This is a genomic window from Streptomyces katrae (genome assembly GCF_000717655.1).
GTDB lineage: Bacteria > Actinomycetota > Actinomycetes > Streptomycetales > Streptomycetaceae > Streptomyces > Streptomyces katrae_B.
Map to the genome: position 1 here is coordinate 432,005 of NZ_JNZY01000010.1, position 19,047 is coordinate 451,051.

15 protein-coding genes are annotated in these 19,047 nt (G+C 72.6%); 9 read left to right on the forward strand and 6 right to left on the reverse strand.

Annotated features, from left to right (window positions below; translation table 11 throughout):
- The first annotated feature begins 133 nt into the window (after positions 1-133).
- From IF09_RS0115680 to IF09_RS0115710, 7 genes are all read left to right on the forward strand, one after another.
- Positions 134-1,258, forward strand: coding sequence for a Gfo/Idh/MocA family protein (locus tag IF09_RS0115680; protein WP_078613271.1), 1,125 nt, complete (start codon positions 134-136; stop codon positions 1,256-1,258).
- 102 nt (positions 1,259-1,360) lie between these two features.
- A complete protein-coding gene (locus IF09_RS0115685) occupies positions 1,361-2,371 on the forward strand; it encodes an NAD-dependent epimerase/dehydratase family protein (RefSeq protein WP_030296048.1) in 1,011 nt (336 codons plus the stop codon).
- Complete coding sequence (locus tag IF09_RS0115690; RefSeq protein WP_030296050.1) at positions 2,368-3,522, forward strand: DegT/DnrJ/EryC1/StrS family aminotransferase; 1,155 nt, start codon at positions 2,368-2,370, stop codon at positions 3,520-3,522. Before IF09_RS0115685 ends, IF09_RS0115690 begins: the two co-directional genes overlap by 4 nt.
- The gene (locus tag IF09_RS0115695) at positions 3,519-4,337 is read left to right on the forward strand and encodes a NeuD/PglB/VioB family sugar acetyltransferase (protein WP_078613272.1); all 819 of its coding nucleotides are present in this window, start codon (positions 3,519-3,521) and stop codon (positions 4,335-4,337) included. Before IF09_RS0115690 ends, IF09_RS0115695 begins: the two co-directional genes overlap by 4 nt.
- Complete coding sequence (locus tag IF09_RS0115700) at positions 4,334-5,449, forward strand: DegT/DnrJ/EryC1/StrS family aminotransferase (RefSeq protein WP_030296053.1); 1,116 nt, start codon at positions 4,334-4,336, stop codon at positions 5,447-5,449. Before IF09_RS0115695 ends, IF09_RS0115700 begins: the two co-directional genes overlap by 4 nt.
- A gap of 39 nt (positions 5,450-5,488) precedes the next feature.
- Entirely contained in the window at positions 5,489-8,788 is a 3,300-nt protein-coding gene (locus tag IF09_RS0115705) for a DUF4082 domain-containing protein (RefSeq protein ID WP_030296055.1), read from the forward strand.
- Positions 8,785-9,831 carry a glycosyltransferase gene (locus tag IF09_RS0115710; protein WP_030296058.1) on the forward strand — a complete coding sequence of 349 codons (1,047 nt, stop codon included), beginning with the start codon at positions 8,785-8,787 and terminating at the stop codon, positions 9,829-9,831. Before IF09_RS0115705 ends, IF09_RS0115710 begins: the two co-directional genes overlap by 4 nt.
- 77 nt (positions 9,832-9,908) lie before the next feature.
- Here IF09_RS0115710 and IF09_RS0115715 read toward each other — a convergent pair whose 3' ends face one another.
- Entirely contained in the window at positions 9,909-10,601 is a 693-nt protein-coding gene (locus IF09_RS0115715) for a hypothetical protein (RefSeq protein ID WP_063607383.1), read from the reverse strand.
- Between the two features lie 95 nt (positions 10,602-10,696).
- Between IF09_RS0115715 and IF09_RS0115720 the strand changes: the two genes are divergently transcribed.
- Together IF09_RS0115720 and IF09_RS0115725 are read left to right on the forward strand one after the other, a co-directional pair.
- Positions 10,697-12,718 (forward strand): O-antigen ligase family protein, encoded by a 2,022-nt coding sequence (locus tag IF09_RS0115720; protein ID WP_078613273.1) that lies wholly within the window; start codon positions 10,697-10,699, stop codon positions 12,716-12,718.
- Positions 12,661-13,632 carry a glycosyltransferase gene (locus IF09_RS0115725; RefSeq protein ID WP_051832490.1) on the forward strand — a complete coding sequence of 324 codons (972 nt, stop codon included), beginning with the start codon at positions 12,661-12,663 and terminating at the stop codon, positions 13,630-13,632. Before IF09_RS0115720 ends, IF09_RS0115725 begins: the two co-directional genes overlap by 58 nt.
- Before the next feature lie 14 nt (positions 13,633-13,646).
- On the opposite strand, the gene IF09_RS41745 is transcribed toward IF09_RS0115725, so the two are convergent.
- The 5 genes from IF09_RS41745 to wecB all read right to left on the reverse strand — a co-directional run bounded on the left by IF09_RS41745 (position 13,647) and on the right by wecB (position 19,043).
- Entirely contained in the window at positions 13,647-14,456 is an 810-nt protein-coding gene (locus IF09_RS41745) for a glycosyltransferase family 2 protein (RefSeq protein WP_234321005.1), read from the reverse strand.
- Between the two features lie 29 nt (positions 14,457-14,485).
- Positions 14,486-15,592 (reverse strand): lipoprotein, encoded by a 1,107-nt coding sequence (locus tag IF09_RS0115735; RefSeq protein ID WP_030296077.1) that lies wholly within the window; start codon positions 15,590-15,592, stop codon positions 14,486-14,488.
- A 5-nt stretch (positions 15,593-15,597) separates the two neighbouring features.
- Positions 15,598-17,067, reverse strand: a complete 1,470-nt coding sequence (locus tag IF09_RS0115740; RefSeq protein ID WP_234321007.1) for an oligosaccharide flippase family protein — start codon at positions 17,065-17,067, stop codon at positions 15,598-15,600.
- The gene (locus IF09_RS0115745; protein WP_234321009.1) at positions 17,064-17,804 is read right to left on the reverse strand and encodes a chain length determinant protein; all 741 of its coding nucleotides are present in this window, start codon (positions 17,802-17,804) and stop codon (positions 17,064-17,066) included. The genes IF09_RS0115740 and IF09_RS0115745 overlap by 4 nt, the downstream gene beginning before the upstream one ends.
- Before the next feature lie 129 nt (positions 17,805-17,933).
- Entirely contained in the window at positions 17,934-19,043 is a 1,110-nt protein-coding gene (wecB, locus tag IF09_RS0115750; RefSeq protein WP_037634902.1) for a non-hydrolyzing UDP-N-acetylglucosamine 2-epimerase, read from the reverse strand.
- Positions 19,044-19,047: the final 4 nt, after the last annotated feature.

Here is a 19,047-nt window from a genome sequence, read left to right on the forward strand (position 1 = left end):
CGTTGGGCAGGTCACGCACGGGGCGCGCATGCGCCCCGGCGTCGGCCGTCGGCGGTACCCCCTTCCTTCGCACGCGTCCCGGCCATGGGTTGTCGATACGCCCGCGGGCGTGCGCCGAGGGAAAGGGAACGCTGTGAAGGAATCCGAGAAGGATGCCGAGAAGGACGCCGCGAAGGGTGCGGGGCGCGAGGGCGGGGTCGCAGGTGCGTGGCCGGCCAAGCCGTTAGGCGTCGCCGTCATCGGAGCGGGCTACTGGGGACCCAATCTCGTCCGCAACTTCCAGTCCAGTCCGGGGTTCCGGCTCCGCTGGCTCTGCGATCTGAACGTCGACCGTGCGCGGCAGGTGCTCGGCGCCTATTCCACGGTCCAGGCGACCTCCGACTACGCGGCCGTCCTGGCGGACCCGGCCGTCGACGCGGTCGCCGTCGCCACCCCGGCCGGCACCCACCTCGACGTCGCACTGGCCGCCCTGCGCGCCGGCAAGCACGTCCTCGTCGAAAAACCCCTCGCCGCCACGTACGAGGACGGCCTGAAGCTGGTGACCGAGGCCGAGCAACGCGGCCTCACCCTCATGTGCGACCACACCTACTGCTACACCCCGGCGGTGGCCCGCATCCGCGACATGGTCCGCTCCGGCGAACTCGGTGAGATCCAGTTCGTCGACTCGGTCAGGATCAATCTGGGGCTCGTCCAGAAGGACGTCGACGTCCTGTGGGACCTGGCCCCCCACGACCTCTCGGTCCTCGACTTCATCCTCCCGGAGAACATCCGGCCCGTCGCCGTCGCCGCGCACGGAGCGGACCCGATCGGCGCAGGCCAGTCCTGCGTTGCCTATCTGACGCTCACGCTCAACACCGGCGCCATCGCCCACGTGCACGTCAACTGGCTCTCCCCGCTGAAGGTCCGCACGACGATGGTCGGCGGCTCCAAGCGCACCCTGGTGTGGGACGACCTCAACCCCACGCAGCGCGTCGCGGTCTACGACCGCGGCGTGGACATGACGACCCCGCAGGAGATCGGCGCGGACGAGCGCCGCGACATGCTCGTCTCCTACCGGACCGGGGACATGGTGGCGCCCGCGATCGGCGAGAAGGAGGCCCTGCGCAGCATGGTCGAGGAGTTCGCCGCCGCGATCAGGACGCGGCGGCCGGCGCTGACCGACGGCTGGGCGGGCCTGCAAGTACTCGACATCCTGGAAGCGGCCTCCCGGAGCCTTGAGTTCCGCGGCGCTGTCGTCGGACTGCGCACCGGGCGCTGACCGTTGGCGGGTCCCGCCACGGGACCACCCGCGCCCGCGGGCCGCGCACACTGCCGCGGGCGCAGCAGGAAACACCATGACCGACTCAGTAGGGGCAGGGCGTTGAGCAGCGTACGAGGCAAGAGGATTCTGGTCACCGGCGGGGCGGGCACGATCGGCTCGCACGTGGTCGACCTGCTGGTGGACAACGGGGCGCGCGAGATCGTGGTGCTCGACAACTTCGTCCGGGGGCGCACCGCCAACCTGGCCCGCGCCCTGCAGAGCGGCGTCGTCGAGGTCGTCGACGGCGACATCCGCGACACGAACGCCGTACGCAAGGCGACCGAGGGCGCCGACCTCGTGTTCCACCTGGCCGCCATCCGGATCACCCAGTGCGCGGAGGAGCCGCGGCTGGCGAACGAGGTGCTCGTCGACGGCACGTTCAACGTGCTGGAGGCCGCGGTCGCCGCCGGGGTGGGCAAGGTGATCGCCTCGTCCTCGGCCTCGGTCTACGGGCTGGCGGAGACCTTCCCGACCACCGAGCGCCACCACCCCTACAACAACGACACCTTCTACGGGGCGGCGAAGGCCTTCAACGAGGGCGTGTTGCGCAGCTTCCACGCCATGTACGGACTGGACTACATCGCGCTGCGCTACTTCAACGTGTACGGGCCGCGGATGGACATCCACGGGCTGTACACCGAGGTCCTGATCCGCTGGATGGAGCGGATCACCGCGGGCGAGCCGCCGCTGATCCTCGGCGACGGCACCCAGACCATGGACTTCGCCGACGTACGGGACATCGCGCGGGCCAACCTGCTGGCCGCCGAATCGGACCTGACCGACGAGGTGTTCAACGTCGCGAGCGGAACCGAGACCAGCCTGCGCGACCTGGCCCTCGGACTGCTCGAGGCCATGGGCGCGGAGGGGATGGTGCCGGAGCACGGACCGGCCCGCGCCGTGAACGGGGTAACCCGCCGCCTCGCGGACACCACGCAGGCCTCGGGGCGGCTCGGCTTCACCGCCGGGATCGACATGCGCCGCGGGCTGCGGGACCTGGTGGACTGGTGGCGGGCCGAGCGCGCGGCGGACGCCGCCGCGGCGGAGGCAGCAGCCGGGGAGGCCGGCCGATGAGCGCACGGGTCCCGGCCCCCGCCCGCATCCCCGTCATGATCCCGTGGCTCGGCGAGGAGGAGGCGCAGGCCGCCGCCGACGCGGTGCTCTCCGGCTGGGTCGCCCAGGGGCCCCGGGTCGCCGAGTTCGAGCGGGCCTTCGCCGAGCGGGTGGGCGCCGAGCACGGCATCGCCGTGAGCTCGTGCACCACCGCCCTGCACCTGGCGCTGATCGCGCTGGAGCTCGGGCCGGGCGACGAGGTGGTCGTGCCCTCGCTGTCCTTCATCGCCACCGCCAACGCGGTGCGCTACGTGGGCGCCCACCCGGTGTTCGCGGACGTCGAGGAGGCCACCGGGAACCTGACCCCCGAGACCGTGGACGCCGTACGCACCCCGCGGACCAGGGCGGTGCTCGCCGTCCACCAGGGCGGGGTGCCGGCCGACGTGCACGCCCTGCGCGCAGCCTGCGCAGACTGGGGGGTCCCGCTGGTGGAGGACGCCGCCTGCGGGATCGGCGCGACCGTGGGCGGCAAGTCGGTCGGCCACGGGGCGCTCCTCGCCGCGTGGTCCTTCCACCCGCGCAAGGTGATCACCACCGGCGAGGGCGGCATGGTGACCACGGACGACACCCAGTGGGCGGAGCGCCTGCGCCGGCTGCGCGAACACGGCATGAACGTGTCCGCGGCGCAGCGGCACGCCAGCAGCAAGCCGATCGCCGAGAGCTATCTGGAGGTCGGCTACAACTACCGGATGACCGACATCCAGGCCGCGGTCGGCCTGGTGCAGCTCGGCAAGCTGGACGCGATCGTGGCCCGCCGCCGCGAACTGGCGGCCAGGTACGGTCAGTTGCTCTCCGGCATCCCGGGCCTGCGCCCGGTCCGGGACCCCGGTCACGGCGAGGGCAACTTCCAGTCGTACTGGGTGCTGCTTGCCGAGGACTTCCCGGTCAGCCGGGACGAGCTGCTCTCGGTGCTGGCCAGGGCCGGGATCTCGGCCCGGCGCGGGATCATGGCCTCGCACCTGGAACCGGCGTACGCCGGGCACGGGGCGGCGCCGCTGCCGGTGACCGAGCTGATCAGCCGCGACTCGCTGATCCTGCCGCTGTTCCACACCATGACGGAGGACCAGCAGGACCGGGTGGTCGCGGTGCTGCGCGAACAGGCCGGCGGATGACCGCGCCAAGCGCCCCGACGGGCCCGACCACCCAGGACCTGCTCATCGTCGGCGCGGGCGGATTCGCCCGCGAGACCGCCCAGGCCGTACGGGACGCGGTCGCCGCCGACGGGGAGCGCGGCCGCACCCCGCGGTGGCGGCTCGCCGGGCACCTGGACGACGACCCGGTCCTGCACGGCCGGGACGTCGACGGGGTGCCGGTGCTGGGCGGCAGCGACCTGGTGCACCAGAGGCCGGACACCCGGGTCGTGGTGTGCGTCGGCAGTCCGCGCGACTACGCGGTACGGGCCCGCGTGGTACGGCGCCTGGCCCTGCCCGAGAGCCGGTACGCGACCGTGGTGCACCCCACGGCCGCCGTCTCCGCGTCCTCGGTGCTCGGCGCGGGCTCGGTCCTGCTCGCGCACTGCGTGCTGACCGCGGCCGTACGGGTCGGCGCCCACGTGGCCGTGATGCCGCACGCGGTCCTCACCCACGACGACACGGTCGGGGACTTCGCGACGCTCGCTTCCGGGGTCCGCCTCGGCGGCGGGGTCCGGCTGGGGCGGGGGGCGTACGTGGGCGCGGGCGCCCTCGTACGGGAGAACACCGCGGTCGGCGCCTGGTCGCTGACCGGGATGGGAAGCACGGTCCTGGCCGACGTGCCGCCCGGCGAGGTGTGGGCCGGAAGCCCGGCCCGCCGGCTGCGCGCGGCGGGGGGCCCGGCGCTCGACGAGCTGCGGGCCGACGGCGAGGCGACCGGCCGGGGGCCGGAGACACGGACAAGGCCCGGGATACGCACGAGGCCGGAGACACGGATGGGGAGCACAGTCGCATGAACCAGATACCGCTCGTGGACCTGAAGGCGGCGCACGCCGAGGTAGCGCAGGAAGTACGCGCAGGATTCGACCGGGTGCTGGCCGACACCGCCTTCATCGGCGGTGAGGAGGTCCGGGCCTTCGAGCGCGCGTACGCGGCCTTCGCCGGGGTCGGCCACTGCGTCGGCGTGGCCAACGGCACCGACGCACTCGAACTGGCCCTGCGCGCGAGCGGGGTGGGCGTCGGCGACGAGGTGGTGCTGCCCGCGAACACGTTCATCGCCACCGCCGGCGCGGTCGCCCGGACCGGCGCGCGGCCGGTCCTGGTGGACTGCCTGCCCGACACCCTGCTGATGGACCCGCAGGCCGCGCTGGACGCGGTCGGCGAGGCCACGCGCGCGGTGGTCCCGGTGCACCTGTACGGGCAGTGCGCCCCCGCGGCCGAGCTGGCCGCGCAGCTCCCCTCCTACGTCAAGGTCGTCGAGGACGCCGCGCAGAGCCAGGGCGCCACGCGGAAGGGCCGCTCTCCGGGCAGCGGCGGGATCGCCGCGACCAGCTTCTACCCGGGCAAGAACCTGGGCGCGTACGGTGACGCGGGCGCGGTGGTCACCGACGACGAGGAGACCGCCGACCTCGTACGGGCCCTCGCCAACCACGGCGGCATCGCCAAGTACCGGCACGACGTGGCAGGGTTCAACAGCAGGCTCGACGGGCTGCAGGCCGTGGTCCTGCGGGCCAAACTGGCCCGCCTCGCCGACGGGAACGCGGCCCGCCGCGCCGCCGCCGCCCGCTACGACGCGCTGCTGGGCGGTCTGGCGGCCGCCGGACGCCTGACCCTGCCGGTCACCGCGGACGGCAACGTCCACGTGTGGCACCTGTACGTCGTCCGGGTCAGCGGCGTCGACCGCGACGCGGTCGTAGGCAAGCTCAACGCAGAGGGCATCGGCGCCGGCGTGCACTACCCCGCCCCGGTCCACCTGACGCCGGCCTACGGCCACCTCGGACACGGCCGCGGGGACTTCCCCCATGCCGAGCAGGCCGCGGACCGGATGCTCTCCCTCCCGCTCTTCCCGCAGATCACCGCCGCTCAACAGCAGCGGGTCGTGGACGCGCTCACCGACGCGCTGCGCTGACGCCCTGCGCCCGCGCAGACGTACAAAAAAGAGGTACAGATGAACAGACGGACAAGGTTGATCCGGTACGGCCTCTTCACCGTGGTCGCGGCCCTGATGGCCACGGTCTTACCTCCGTCCTCGGTGGCGGGTGCGGTGGACCCCTGCGGTCCCGGCACGAACGCGATCGTGTGCGAGAACTCCAAGCCGGGCACACCGATGTCCGACTGGTTCGCGCCCAGCGCCTACGGCGACATCAAGGGCTTCAGCGCCCAGATGAGCGTCCAGGCGGGCGAAACGGTGCAGTTCAAGGTCCAGTCGCCGACCCCGTACCGGGTGTCGGTCTACCGGCTGGGCCACTACGGGGGTGACGGGGCCCGCCTGATGTCCACCGCGGCGCAGGCGGCCCAGACCTACCCGGCGAACTTCCTGCCGGGCGGCAACCCGCGCAGCTGCACCACCAAGGCCGCCACCGGGCTGGTCGACTGCGGAAACTGGCCCGTCACCGCGACGTGGACCGTGCCGGCCGATGCCGTCTCAGGCCTGTACATCGCCAACCTCGACCAGGCGGACGGCAACGGGGTGATGCCCTATCCGTTCGTCGTCCGCAACGACTTCAGCCACTCCGACATCGTCGTGCAGACCAGCGACCAGACCTGGCAGGCGTACAACAACTACGGCGGCCAGGACCTGTACGACGGCGGGGGACCCGCGCCGGACGGCCGGGCGTACGAGGTCAGTTACAACCGGCCCATGGACATCGGCGGGGAGAACGGGATCTACGGATCCGAGTACCAGATGATCTCCTGGCTGGAGCGCAACGGGTACGACGTGAGCTACATGTCCGGAATCGACATGTCGACCCGTGGCGCGACCCAGCTCCGCGACCACAAGGTCTTCATGTCCTCGGGCCACGACGAGTACTGGACCCAGGACCAGTTCACCAACGCGCTCAGCGCCCGCCGCGCCGGTGTCCACCAGACGTACTTCAGCGGCAACGAGGTCTTCTGGAAGACCCGCCTCGCACCCAGCATCGACGGCGCGGCCACGGCCGACCGGACGCTGGTCTGCTACAAGGAGACCAAGCTCTCCTTCCCCCAGCCCAACGGCGTTCCCGACCCGAGCGGGACCTGGACCGGCACGTTCATGGACCCGGCCAGCTCCACGAACGGGCGGCCCTTCCAGCCGCAGAACCAGCTGACCGGTTCGCTGTTCAGCGTGAACGGCTACCGCAGCGACGCGCTCACCGTGCCCGGCGCGTTCGCCAAGATGCGGCTGTGGAGGAACACCACCGTCGCGAGCCTCACCCCCTCCCAGACCGCCACGTTCCCGGCCGGCACGCTCGGCTACGAATGGGACAGCGACGTCGAGGACGCGGCGCGTCCGCCCGGGCAGATCCAGTTGTCGTCCACCACGGTGGACATCAACGACGGCAAGCTCCGCCTCGACTACGGCAACACATACGGGAACGGCACCGCCACGCACAGCCTGGTCGCCTTCCGCGACCAGACCTCGCACGCCCTGGTCTTCGGCGCCGGCACCGTGCAGTGGTCCTGGGGCCTGACCAACATGCCGACGGGCAACCCCGACGACGCGGTGGTCACCGAGGACAAGCGGATGCAGCAGGCGACGGTGAACGTCTTCGCCGACATGGGCGTGCAGCCCAAGTCCCTGCAGAGCAACCTCGTCGTCGCGACCGCCTCCACGGACACCACGGGCCCGGCCATCACGGTCTCCAGCCCGGCGCCCAATGCCACGGTGCCCGCGTTGCGGCCGGTGACCGTCACGGGCACCGCCACCGACAGCGGCGGCGGCGTCGTGGCCCGGGTGGAGGTCTCCACCGACGGCGGGACCACCTGGAAGGCGACCACCGGCATCGGGTCCTGGAGCCACAAGTGGACCCCGACCACCCCCGGCCCCGTGCAGATCAAGGTCCGCGCAGTGGACGACAGCGTCAACATCGGCGCCACCACCACCGTGCCGCTGACCGTGGGACCCCAGCAGTGCCCCTGCACCGTCTGGCCGGCCGCGGCCGTACCGGGCACCGTCAACGCCGGCGACGGCAGCGCCGTCGAACTCGGCGTGAAGATCCGCTCCTCGGCACCCGGCTCGATCACCGGCGTCCGCTTCTACAAGTCCCCGGCCAACACCGGAACCCACACGGGCAGCCTGTGGAGCAGCACGGGGCAGCGCCTGGCCACCGGCACCTTCACCAACGAGACGGCGTCAGGCTGGCAGCAGCTGAACTTCTCCTCCCCGGTCCCGGTCAAGGCCAACACCACGTACATCGCCTCCTACTTCGCCCCCAACGGCGGATACTCCTTCGACAACACCTTCGCCAACGCCGACGCGGGTCTGGCCCCGCTGACCGCGCTGCGCAGCGGTACCGACGGAGGCAACGGGGTGTACCGCTACAGCGCCACGGGCGGGTTCCCCTCCACGGCCTCGTCCGGCAGCAACTACTGGGTCGACGCGGTCCTGGACACCTCCACCGCGAGCACGACGCCGCCCACCGTCACCTCGATCACGCCGCAGTCCGCGGCGACCGGCACCGCGATCACGGCAGCGGTGAAGGCCACCTTCAGCGAGGGCATCGACGCCGACACCCTCGCCTTCACCCTGAAGGACCCGGGCGGCGCCGCCGTTCCGGGCAGCAAGGTCCTCAGCGCCTCCAACAGCGCCACCTTCACCCCGTCCACGGAGCTGGTGCTCAACGCCACGTACACGGCGTCGGTGCAGGCCGCCGACCTGTGGGGCAACGCCATGACGGCGCCCGTCACCTGGACGTTCACCACCAGCGCGAGCCCGCCCACCGTGAACTGCCCCTGCAGCCTGTGGGGACCCACGGCCGAGCCGACCACCGCCAACGTCGGCGACGACACCAACTCCGTCGAACTGGGCACCCGCTTCCAGTCCGCGGTCAGCGGCTACGTCACCGGCATCACCTTCTACAAGGGCCCCGGGAACACCGGCACGCACACCGGCAGCCTGTGGTCGGCCGACGGAACGCTCCTCGCGACCGGCACCTTCGGCAGCGAGACCCTGTCGGGCTGGCAGCAGCTGCACTTCGCCACCCCGGTGCCCATCACCGCGGGCACCAGCTACGTGGCCTCCTACCACGCGCCGAACGGCAAGTACTCCGTGGACGGCGGCTACTTCACCGCCGCGCACCGCTCCTACCCGCTGGTCGCCCCGGCCGACGGCAGCGGGGGCGCCAACGGCCTCTACAAGTACGGTGCTTCCACCGCCTTCCCGACCAACACCTTCGGCTCCGTGAACTACTGGGTCGGCCCGGTGTTCACCACCACGGCGCCGGCCGGCCTCGCGTCGGACGGCTCCACGGAGGTGTCCGGCCAGTGAGCACCGTCAGCGTGGTGATCCCCTGCTACAAGTACGGCCACTTCCTGGCCGACTGCGTCAAGAGCGTCCTGGACGAGCAGGAAGGCGTCGACGTACGGGTCCTGATCATCGACGACGCCTCGCCGGACGACTCGGCGGAGGTCGCGCGCGCCCTCGCGGCCGCCGACCCCCGCATCGAGGTCCGAGTCCACGAGCGCAACCAAGGCCACATCGCCACCTACAACGAGGGCCTGCTGGAGTGGGCCGACGGGGACTACGTCGCCCTCCTCTCGGCCGACGACCGGCTGGTCCCCGGGGCCCTGGTACGCGCCGCGGCGCTGCTCGACGCCCACCCCGAAGCCGGCTTCGCCTACGGCAGGCCGCTCCGGTTCCGGCACGGCGGACCGCTGCCCGCGGCCCGCACCCGGAGCACCGGTTCGGTGGTCTACCCGGGACGGTGGTGGCTGGAGCGGCGTTTCCGGGAGGGCACCGGGTGCATCACCTCGCCCGAGGTGGTCGTCCGCACCAGCCTCCAGCGCAAGGTCGGGGGCTACGACCCGGACCTCCCGCACGCCGGCGACATCGAGATGTGGATGCGGCTCGCGGCGCACGCCGACGTGGGCTACGTCCGCGGGGCCGACCAGGCCTTCTACCGCGTCCACGGCAACAACATGTCCACCACGGACTTCGGCGGACAGCTCGACGACCTGCGCCAGCGCCTCGTCGCCTTCGACTCCGTCCTGGAGAAGTGCTCCGGCCTGCTCCCGGAGGCCGGCCGGCTGTCGGCCCTGGCGCGGACCCGGCTCGCCCGGTACGCGCTGCGGCGCGCCTACCGCGCGTACGACCGCGGGCGCACCGGGGTGGTTCCCGTCGAGGAGCTGGAGGCCTTCGCCGCCGAGTGCCTGCCGCAGTACACCTCGCTCGGCGAATACCGGGCGCTGCGCCGGCGGCGGCGGATCGGGGCGCGCGTGATGCCGTACCTCCAGCCGCTGGTGCTCTCGGCCGTCGCCGACCGGGGGCGCGAGTGGCTCTGGTGGCAGTCCTGGAAACGCCGAGGGATTTGATGAACCAGCAGTACCGACAGCGCCGACTGCACCACCGCCCCGCCCCCGGGGCACCAACGGCCCGGCGGCCCGCTTCCTCAGCGGGCCGCCGCGGCCGCGGGCACCCGGCTCCGCGCCCCCGCGTCGGCCCCCGCCCCGCTCTCCGGACCGGTGTCGGCGCTCTCGCGCCGGCGCCGGTTCCGGCGCGTCACGACCTGATCGGTCCACAGGGCGGCGGCCACGCCGCAGACCCCGGCCAGCAGCGCCGTCCCGGCCAGCCCGCGGCTCTTGGTCCCGGTCTGCGCGACCGCCGTCGGCGGTACGAGGAGCGTCACGCTCATCCGCGCCGGCTCCGGGATCTGCTGCTCGGCCTGCATGGCCGTGATGCGCTTCGTATAGGCCTCGACGACCTTCAGCACCGCCAGGTTGGCGGCGGCGGGCTCCGCGTGCTCCGCCTGCACCTGGAGCGAGGGGATCAGATAGCGGGGGGTGACGCTGGTGCCGCTGTTGCGCGGGATCAGCCGGTACGGGCCGCCCACCCCCGCCGCACGCAACTCGGCCGCACCGGCGGGGGATTCCAGCTGCTGGACCGCCGCGTACGACACGGCCGCGAGCGGCGGCTGAAGATTGGCGAGCTGGTTCGGCTGGCTGCCGGTCACCGGCGGCTTGAGCACGACGATCGCCGAGCTCACGTGGGTCCGGGTGGGGCGGAGCACCTGCAGGGCCCCGGCGCCCGCGAGCACCGCCACCAGGACCAGGACGTACCAGCGGCGGCGGAGCGTGCGGAACAACTCACCAGGCGACACAGGATTCCTTCCGTCGCGTTCGATCTTTCCAGGACGCGGGTCGGCCCGCCATCGGTTCCGGCAGGCGCGAAGGAGTGTTCGTGAGCATCGGTGAAATAGCCGCGGTGCTGCGGCGCCGCTGGTACGTGATGGTGCCCCTCACGCTGATCGGACTCCTCGCGGGGCTGCACCTGTACCGGTCGGTGCCCGTGGCGTACCAGTCGCAGAGTTCGGTGGCACTGCTCGACTCCACGGCGGTGGCCGAACTGGCCCCCGCCTTCGGCAACCCCCTCTCGAACGCGGGCGGTTCCCTGGTCGTGACCGCGGACGTGCTGATCAGGACCCTGTCCGGGGCAGACGCGGCGCGCGACCTGCACGGCCTCGGCGTGACCGACCCCTACACGGTCGGCTTCGCCGCGAACACCTCGGGCCCGATGCTCACCCTGACCGTCACCGGCACCGACCGGGCGAAGGTGCTCAAGGAGACCAGTACGCTCACCACCTTCGCCGGAGAGCAGCTCAACGCGCTCCAGGCGGCGGCCAAGGTGCAGCCCGCGTACTTCGTGCAGACGGCCCCGGTGGTGCTGCCGCAGACCCCCAAACCCCAGCTCAAGAGCCGCTACCAGCAGGTGCTGGGCGTGGTCATCGCCTCCGTCACCGCCGGCTTCACGCTCTCCTTCGTGACGGAGACCCTGCTCGTGGCCCGCCGCCGCAGGCGCGAGGCCGCCGCGGCCGGCGCACCCGGAGCGCCCGTCCGCAGGAGGCTTCGGGGCCGGCAGCCGGACGCCGCCGCTCTGCTCAGCGGCTACCTGGGGCTGGCCTTCTTCATCCCGTCGAACCTGACCCTGCCCGGCATGGGCGGTGTGGGCACCCCGGCCAACGTGTTTGCGCTCCTCGGTCTGTTCTGGTACCTCGCGACCTGGCTGACCGGCCGGATCCGTCCGGCCGCGGGCACCCGGCTGCCCCGGGTCGTGATGTGGCTGCTGGCCGTCTCGGTGCTGGCCTCGTACCTCGCGAACGCCACCCGCGGCAGCTCGCACAAGGAGGTGCTGGGGGCGGACCGCGGCCTGATCGGGCTGCTCGTCTGGGTGTCGATCGTGGTGCTGGTCTCCGCCGGCGTACAGGACCGGGGCCGCCTCGACGTCCTGCTGCGGCGGGCCGTGGTGATGGGATCGGTGGTCGCCGCCATCGGCTACTACGACTTCTTCACCGCGACGAACATCGCCGAACACATCAGCATCCCGGGGCTCCACTCGAGCGTCGCGCAGATCACCACCCTGGACCGCGGGGCGTTCACCAGACCGCGCTCCACCACCGCGCAACCGCTGGAATTCGGCGGCATGCTCGCCCTGCTGCTGCCCTTCGCCGTACAGCAGGCCTTCGACCCCGTCCGCAGCCACCTCAGCCGCTGGCGGCGCTGGGGTCCCGTGGCCCTGATGGGCGGCGCCCTGCCGCTGACCGTGTCGCGGACCTCCATCATCGGCGCGCTCATCGTCGTGCTGGTGATGGTGCCGCGCTGGAAGCCGCAGCGGCGCTGGACCGCGATCGGCCTCCTGCTGGGCTCGGTGGCCTGCTTCAAGGTCCTCGTCCCCGGGCTGATCGGCACGATCACCACGCTGTTCGGGTCCTTCCTGTCGAACTCCGACAGCAGCACCCAAGCCCGCACCGTCAAGTACAGCGCGATCGTCCCCTACTTGGAGGAACGCCCGCTGTTCGGGCGGGGCCTGGGGACCTTCACGCCGGACCTCTACTTCTTCACCGACAACCAGTACATGCTGACCCTCGCCGAGATGGGCCTGCTGGGCCTCCTCGCGCTCCTGGCGCTGTTCTTCACCGGCACCCACCAGGGCGGAGCCATCCGCCGCCTCGCCGCCGACGAGTCCGACCGGGAGCTCGGCCAGGCGTTCTTCGCCTCGGCCCTCGTCGCCCTGGTCAGCAGCGCCACCTTCGACGCCCTCAGCTTCCCGATGTTCGCCGGGATGTTCTTCCTGACGATCGCCGCCGGAGGCAGTTACCTCGGCTTCATCCGGCGCGGCGCGCCGAAGCCCCGAACCGTGGAGTCCCCATGTCCTCCCGCCGCCATCCCGGCCCGCCGGCCCGACCTCACGCAGCCGGTCCCGTAGCCGTCCTCGTCGTCACGTGGAACAGCGCCCGGGTGCTCCCCGAGTTCCTGGCCTCCCTGCCGGCGGGCCTGGCCGGGCTCGACTGGCGCCTGGTCGTCGCCGACAACGACTCGGCCGACGACACCGTCGAGCTGGTCCGGTCGCTGGCCCCGGACGCGACGGTCGTCCAGACCGGCCGCAACGCCGGGTACGCCGCAGGCGTGAACGCCGCCCTGGCGGCCGCCGCCGCATGGGAGGGCGGCTTCGGCGCCGCCCTCGTGTGCAATCCCGACATCAGGATGCGGCCGGGCTGCGCCGCACTCCTCGTCGACGCGCTCGACGCGCCCCTGTCCGGCGGCCGCCGTGTCGGGATCAGCGTCCCGCTGCTGTACGAGGAGGACGGCACCCTCCAGCACTCGCTGCGCCGGGAGTCGCGCGTCACGCGCGCCCTGGGGGAGGCGGTGATCGGCAACCGGCGGGCCGGGCGCTTCCCGCGGTGGAGCGAGCTGGTCACCGACCCGGCGGCGTACGAGCGGGCCACCGTCGCCGACTGGGCGACCGGCGCCCTCATGGCCCTCTCCCGGGACTGCCTGGATGCCTGCGGGGCCTGGGACGAATCCTTCTTCCTGTACTCGGAGGAGACCGAGTACTGCCTGCGGGCCGGGGACCGTGGCTTCGCCACCCGCCTCGAACCCGCGGCCTCCGCCGTCCACCTCGGGGGTGACTCGCAGGTCTCGCCCCGCCTGTGGACCCTGCTGACCCTCAACCGCGTACGCCTCTACGGCCGTCGGCACGGGGCGGCGGCCACCGCCGCCTTCCGCGGGGCCGTACTGCTGCGCGAGACCTCGCGGGCCGCGCTCGGCCGGCCGGCCAGCCGGGCGGCGGCGCGGGCGCTGGCCAGCCCGGCCGCGCTGCGCGCCACGCCCGGGCCCTGAACGAGGCCGCCGCGTCACCCGGTGGGCGTCTGCCCGTCCCAGGCCGTGTAGAAGCTTTCGGGGTTGACCAGGTAGCGGACGGTGGGCCGGGGCACGTGGCGGACCTCGTGACGGCGCGCGTAGCGGCGTACGAGCTCCCAGTCCTCGCGCGGCAGCACCTCGGGCGTGCGCCGCAGCCGGCTGAAGTACAGGGACCGGGTGCGGCGCGCCACGAAGGCGTTGGTGTCGAGGAAGGCCTCGCGGGCGGCGCGGCGCCGGTCGAACGGCACGGACAGCACGTCGTGTTCGGAGCCGTCGGGCAGCACCCGGCGCAGGGCGGTGTACACGGCGTCGGGGCCGCCGGGCGGCTCGAGCACCGCGAGGGCCTGCTCCAGGTGGTCGGGCTCCCACAGGTTGTCGTCGTCCAGGAAGGCCACGTACCGCGAGCGGGTCAGCCGTATCCCCACGTTGCGCACGACTCCGGCGGTGGCCGTGTTGCGTGCCAGCGACACCGCGAACAGCCGGGTATCCGACGGAAGTTCGGGCAGTCCCGCTCCGTCGTCGACGACGATGACCACCTGGTCGGCCACGGTCTGCCCCAGGGCCGAGCGGACCGCCGCGCGCAGCGCCTCGGGACGCCGGTGGGTGGCGATCACGGTGGCCACGAGCGCGGCGGGCGGACTGCCCAGGACCACGGCGAGCCGGGTGGTCTCGGCGTCCTCGAGACGGCGCAGCCGCACGGCGGAGGGGGCGAGCAGGACCTTGTTCCTGGCCTCGAAAAGCACCAGCCAGCCGAAGGCCCGTTTCAGCAGCTCCCAGGGGGCCCGGGCGATACGGTGCATCATGTCCTCTCGATCGTCGGGAAGCAGGGCGTTCAGGAGGTCGGTTCGGGGACCACGGGCCGGCCGTCGGCCGTGCGGTTGCCGTGCCACACGTTCCCGGCCCCGCCCGCGTTCCAGGCGGCCACCAGCCCGTAGGCGCCCCCGTTGGGGTGGTACTGGGCGGAAAACACGTTGTCCGTGACCTGGATGCCGGTGGCGCCGGGCCCGCCGCCGTACAGCGCGTACGCCCCGCCGGCCAGCCAGTTGCCGTCCACGACCACGGAGGAGACGCTGCCCGTGTCCGCGAAGAGCCCGATGGCGGCGCTGGCGCCCTGCTCCACGGGGACGGGGTTCAGCAGGGTGTTGTGGCGGATGGTGAGGCGGCCCTTGTTGCCGCCGCCGCTGATGACGGCGTCGGTGTGCTGCCACTCGCCGCCCTGGTTGCGGAAGGGCACGATGTCGTGCACGTAGTTGTCGTGCAGCTCGCCCTGACCCATCGAGAGGGCGTTGCCGAACACGGAGACGTCGCACCACCCCACCTCGATCGAGCTGCCGCCCATGTTGGAGACCGCGTAGTCGACGCCGCCGTTGTCGGGACCCTTGCCCGGTACGGCGGTGATGGTGGTGTGCAGGACCCGCAGGCCGCTGTAACCGGGGCGGAGGTTGATCCCCCACCAGTTCGTCGAGGTGATCCGGCTGTCGATGATCGTGACGTCGTTGGCGTAGACGTCCAGGGAACCGCGGATGTCCCAGCCCTTGATGACCATGCCGTCGGTCTTGACGGACATGTTCCCCGTGTCGTGCGGCTCCAGAGCGATCCGCGGGCCGGTGGTGCGGGCGTCGGGGAATCCGCAGGCACCGGGCGAGGAGCAGGGGCCGCCGGGCCGCGGGCTCGTACCCGGCGAGGGTGTGGCCGAGGGCGGCGCCGTACTGGCGGAAGGGCTCGGACCGCCCGATGCCGACGGGTCTGCGGAGGGCGAGGCCGACGGCGTGGGCTCGGGCGGGGGAGTGGCGCCGGGGCACTGGAGGGCGCTGTCCGGGCACGGCCCGGCCGAGGGTTCGCTCACCCCGGTCCGGTCGGCGTCGTACAGCGCCAGCACGACGGCCAGGACGAGCCCGGCCAGCAGCCAGGCCACGAGGCGCCTGCGGTCGCCTGACACTGCGGCTACCCCGCTGCCTGCGGGGCGCCGCGCAGGCAGCCGAGGCTCGGCAGGATGCACAGGGCGTAGCAGGCGGTGCCCGCGGCCGCGGTCGCGAGGAGCGCGATCACGCCGTCGCCGAGGAGCCGCTCCAGGCCGAGGACCACGGCGGCCATCACCGCGCCGCCGAGGAAGGGCCAGGAGCAGGCCCGGGCCACGGTGCGCAAGGCCACGCCGCCGCGGTGCAGCGCGACGAGGAACACCGGCACCACGACGGCGCCCGCGACCAGGACGTGTCCCTGGGCCACGCCCACGATCCCGCCGGCGCCGGCGCCGATCACCAGGGCCGGGATCAGGATGACGAGCCAGAGCCCCTGGACGCCGATGAGCGAGCGGCGCCGGCCGATGGCGACCAGGCAGTCGTAGGCCAGTTCGCAGCCGATCCGGACCATGCCGAGCGCCATCAGCCAGGGCAGCGCGGCGGCTGCGGGCAGCCAGCGGTCGCCGTAGACGAGCCCGACGATCGGCCCGGCCAGGGCGGCCAGCAGGACGCAGAGGGGGACGGTGCCGGTCATCACCACCCCCAGGGCGCGGCCGAATCCGCCGGCCAGCGCCCCCGGTGAGTCGGCGAGCCGGGAGAACCCGGCGAAGGAGACGCGGCGGGCCGCCTCGGAGATGATCCGCACGGGCCAGCCGGAGATGTTGAACGCGAGCACGTAGAAGCCGAGGGCCAGCTGGTCCAGGGCGGACCCCACCACCATGGTGTCCACGTTGACGACGCCGAGGGCGAGCATGCTGGCCCCGGCGAGCGGGAGCCCGAAGCGGAGCAGCGCCCGCGCCTGCTCCCGGTCCCAGCCGAACTTCAGGGTGCCCGGCGCGGCGAGGCAGCAGCCGACGAGAGCGGCTGCGTTGCCGGCCACGGAGCCCCAGGCGAAGCTCATCGCGCCCCACCCCTCGACGGCCAGCAGCAGGGTCACCCCCGTGCTGAGGACGAAGTTGACGGCGTCGACGGCCATCCGCTTGCCCTGCGCGAAATCCCGCGTCAGGAACCCGGCGGGTACCTGCGACAGCCCGTCGAGGACCACGCACACGCACATCACCCGCAGGATCCCGGAGGCCTCGGGCGAGCCGAGCACCCGGGCCACCGCCGGGGCGGCCGTGAACAGCACGGCGTACAGCAGGCAGCTGGAGGTGGCGCTCAGGGTGAGCACGGTCGGGGCGAAGCGGCGCGGGTCGCCCTCCCAGCGCACGAGGGCGAGGGAGACGCCGAGCTCGTTCGCGGAGAGCAGGACCAGCAGCACCGTCTGGGCGATCCCGTACACGCCCCACGCCTCGGGACCGAGGAAGAAGCGGGCGAGGATGATGCCGGTGACGAAGTTGCCGAGGCGCATGACCACGGTGTTGACCAGGCTCCACCGGGCGGCGGACCCGACTTTGCGCCCCAGCGACGGTGCGTCGGTCGGACCGGCCCGGACACCGGTGTCGGCCCCCGTCACGGCGAAGATCCGGCAGATGCCCGGGCCGTACGGGAGGCACTCGCGCCGGAGTCCGCGGCGTCGGGCACCGCCTCGGACTCGGTGCCCCCGAGCGCGGTGGCCTCGGCCTGCCCCGGCCGGTGCCGGCCCGGTTTGCCCGGCCTGCGGCGCCGGGCCTCCACGAAGAAGGTGGCCACCAGGCTGAGGACGAAGCCCAGTGCGCCGGCCATGATCAGGTACTGGAGCCGGGTCTTGGTCTGCGCCTCCGGCTTCTGGGGCGGGACGATCGTCGCCATGCGGATCATGGCCTCCGCCGTCACCGACTGCTGGGCCTGGAACTCCTGCAGCCGCTTTTCGGCGTACGCGGTGAAGACCTGGTCCGACTTCAGGACGGCGGCCGGGTCGGTGCCGGTGACGCTCAGCCACATGAAGGGCCCCTGGGCGTTGTCGGCGATCTTCGCCTCGTACTCCCCGGTGACGCCTTGGGACTTGAGGTCCGCCCGGGAGTCGTCGGAGTTGAGGTTGCGGGCCAGGCCGTCGGCCATGCCGGTGAGCGAGGCCTGGGTGCTCAGGAAGGGGTTGCCGTCGAAGGCCACCGTGGCCTTCTTCGAGTTCAGGAGGGTCACCGTGCTCTGTGACCGGTACTCCACCGGGACCAGCACGTACACGCCGGCGATGAGCGCGGCCGTGAGCAGCAGTCCGGGCAGCAGCACGTACCAGCGCCTGCACATGACCCGCCAGATCTCCGCGAGATCCATGGTCTTCCCCCTCGCGGCGGCGTCGTGTCCTCCACGCGCCGCCGCTCTTTCCTCTGGTGATTACGGTTCTTGCGTTCTTGCGTTCCTGCGGGGTTGCCGAGTTGCCCTCTTCGCCGGCCCGTACGGGCGCTACGGCACCAGGTCGGTGGGCCGCAGCCGGGTCCGCGCCGTCCCGCCGTCCAGCAGGACCCCGGCGATGCGCTCGCTCGCTCGGCCGTCCCAGAGCACGGGACAGCGCGCCGCGGGCGGCTCGTCGAGCACCCGGGTCACCGTGGCCGTGATGCGCCCCGGGTCGGTGCCCGCCAGTACGTTGGTGCCCTCCTCGACGGTGATCGGCCGCTCGGTGTTCTCCCGCAGCGTCACGCAGGGCACACCGAGGGCGGTGGTCTCCTCCTGGACGCCCCCGGAGTCGGTGAGCACCACCCGGGCGGCGTCCTGCAGGGCGATGAAGTCGAGGTATCCGGCCGCCGGGACCACCCGGATCCCGCCGGGGACTCCGGTCTCCTCCAGCCGCTGCGCCGCCCGCGGGTGCACGGGCAGCAGCAGCGGACAGCGGTCGGCGACCTCGCCCAGTGCCTTCAGCAGGCCGCGCAGCGCCCCGGGGTCGTCCACGTTGGCCGGCCGGTGCAGGGTGACCAGGCCGTACCCGCCCCGGGTGAGCCCGTACCGGTCCAGGACGTCCGAGGCGCGGGCCCGGTCCAGGTTGGCGAACAGGGTGTCGATCATGACGTTGCCGACGATGTGGATCTGGTCCTCCCGGTACCCCTCCGACCGCAGGTTCGCGGCCGCATCGGGGGAGGGAGCCAGCAGGTAATCGCTGACGCGGTCGGTGGCGACCCGGTTGACCTCCTCCGGCATGCCCCAGTCCCGGCTGCGCAGTCCGGCCTCCACATGGGCCAGCAGCGGGCCGGCCTTCGCGGTGACCAGGGCGCAGGCCAGTGTGGAGTTGATGTCGCCGACCACCACGACGACGTCCGGGGCCAGTTCGTCGACCAGAGGCTCGAAGGCCGCCATCACCCGGCCGGTCTGCTGGGCGTGGGTGCCGGACCCGGCGCCCAGGTACCGGTCGGGGGAACGGATGCCGAGGTCGCGGAAGAACACGTCGTTCATGGACTCGTCGTAGTGCTGCCCGGTGTGGACGAGGATCACCTCGGCGCCGCGGCGCTCCAGCGCGTCCATCACCGGTTTGATCTTCATGTAGTTGGGCCGTGCTCCGGCCACGCAGATGATCCTGGGCATGGTG

What these genes read in the sequence shown, in the direction of transcription:
- IF09_RS0115690 (WP_030296050.1), top strand. Translation starts at nt 2,368, where the DNA reads ATGAGCGCACGGGTCCCGGCCCCCGCCCGCATCCCCGTCATGATCCCG.
- IF09_RS0115695 (WP_078613272.1), top strand. Translation starts at nt 3,519, where the DNA reads ATGACCGCGCCAAGCGCCCCGACGGGCCCGACCACCCAGGACCTGCTC.
- IF09_RS0115700 (WP_030296053.1), top strand. Translation starts at nt 4,334, where the DNA reads ATGAACCAGATACCGCTCGTGGACCTGAAGGCGGCGCACGCCGAGGTA.
- IF09_RS0115705 (WP_030296055.1), top strand. Translation starts at nt 5,489, where the DNA reads ATGAACAGACGGACAAGGTTGATCCGGTACGGCCTCTTCACCGTGGTC.
- IF09_RS0115725 (WP_051832490.1), top strand. Translation starts at nt 12,661, where the DNA reads ATGTCCTCCCGCCGCCATCCCGGCCCGCCGGCCCGACCTCACGCAGCC.
- IF09_RS41745 (WP_234321005.1), bottom strand. Translation starts at nt 14,456, where the DNA reads ATGATGCACCGTATCGCCCGGGCCCCCTGGGAGCTGCTGAAACGGGCC.
- IF09_RS0115745 (WP_234321009.1), bottom strand. Translation starts at nt 17,804, where the DNA reads ATGGATCTCGCGGAGATCTGGCGGGTCATGTGCAGGCGCTGGTACGTG.
- wecB (WP_037634902.1), bottom strand. Translation starts at nt 19,043, where the DNA reads ATGCCCAGGATCATCTGCGTGGCCGGAGCACGGCCCAACTACATGAAG.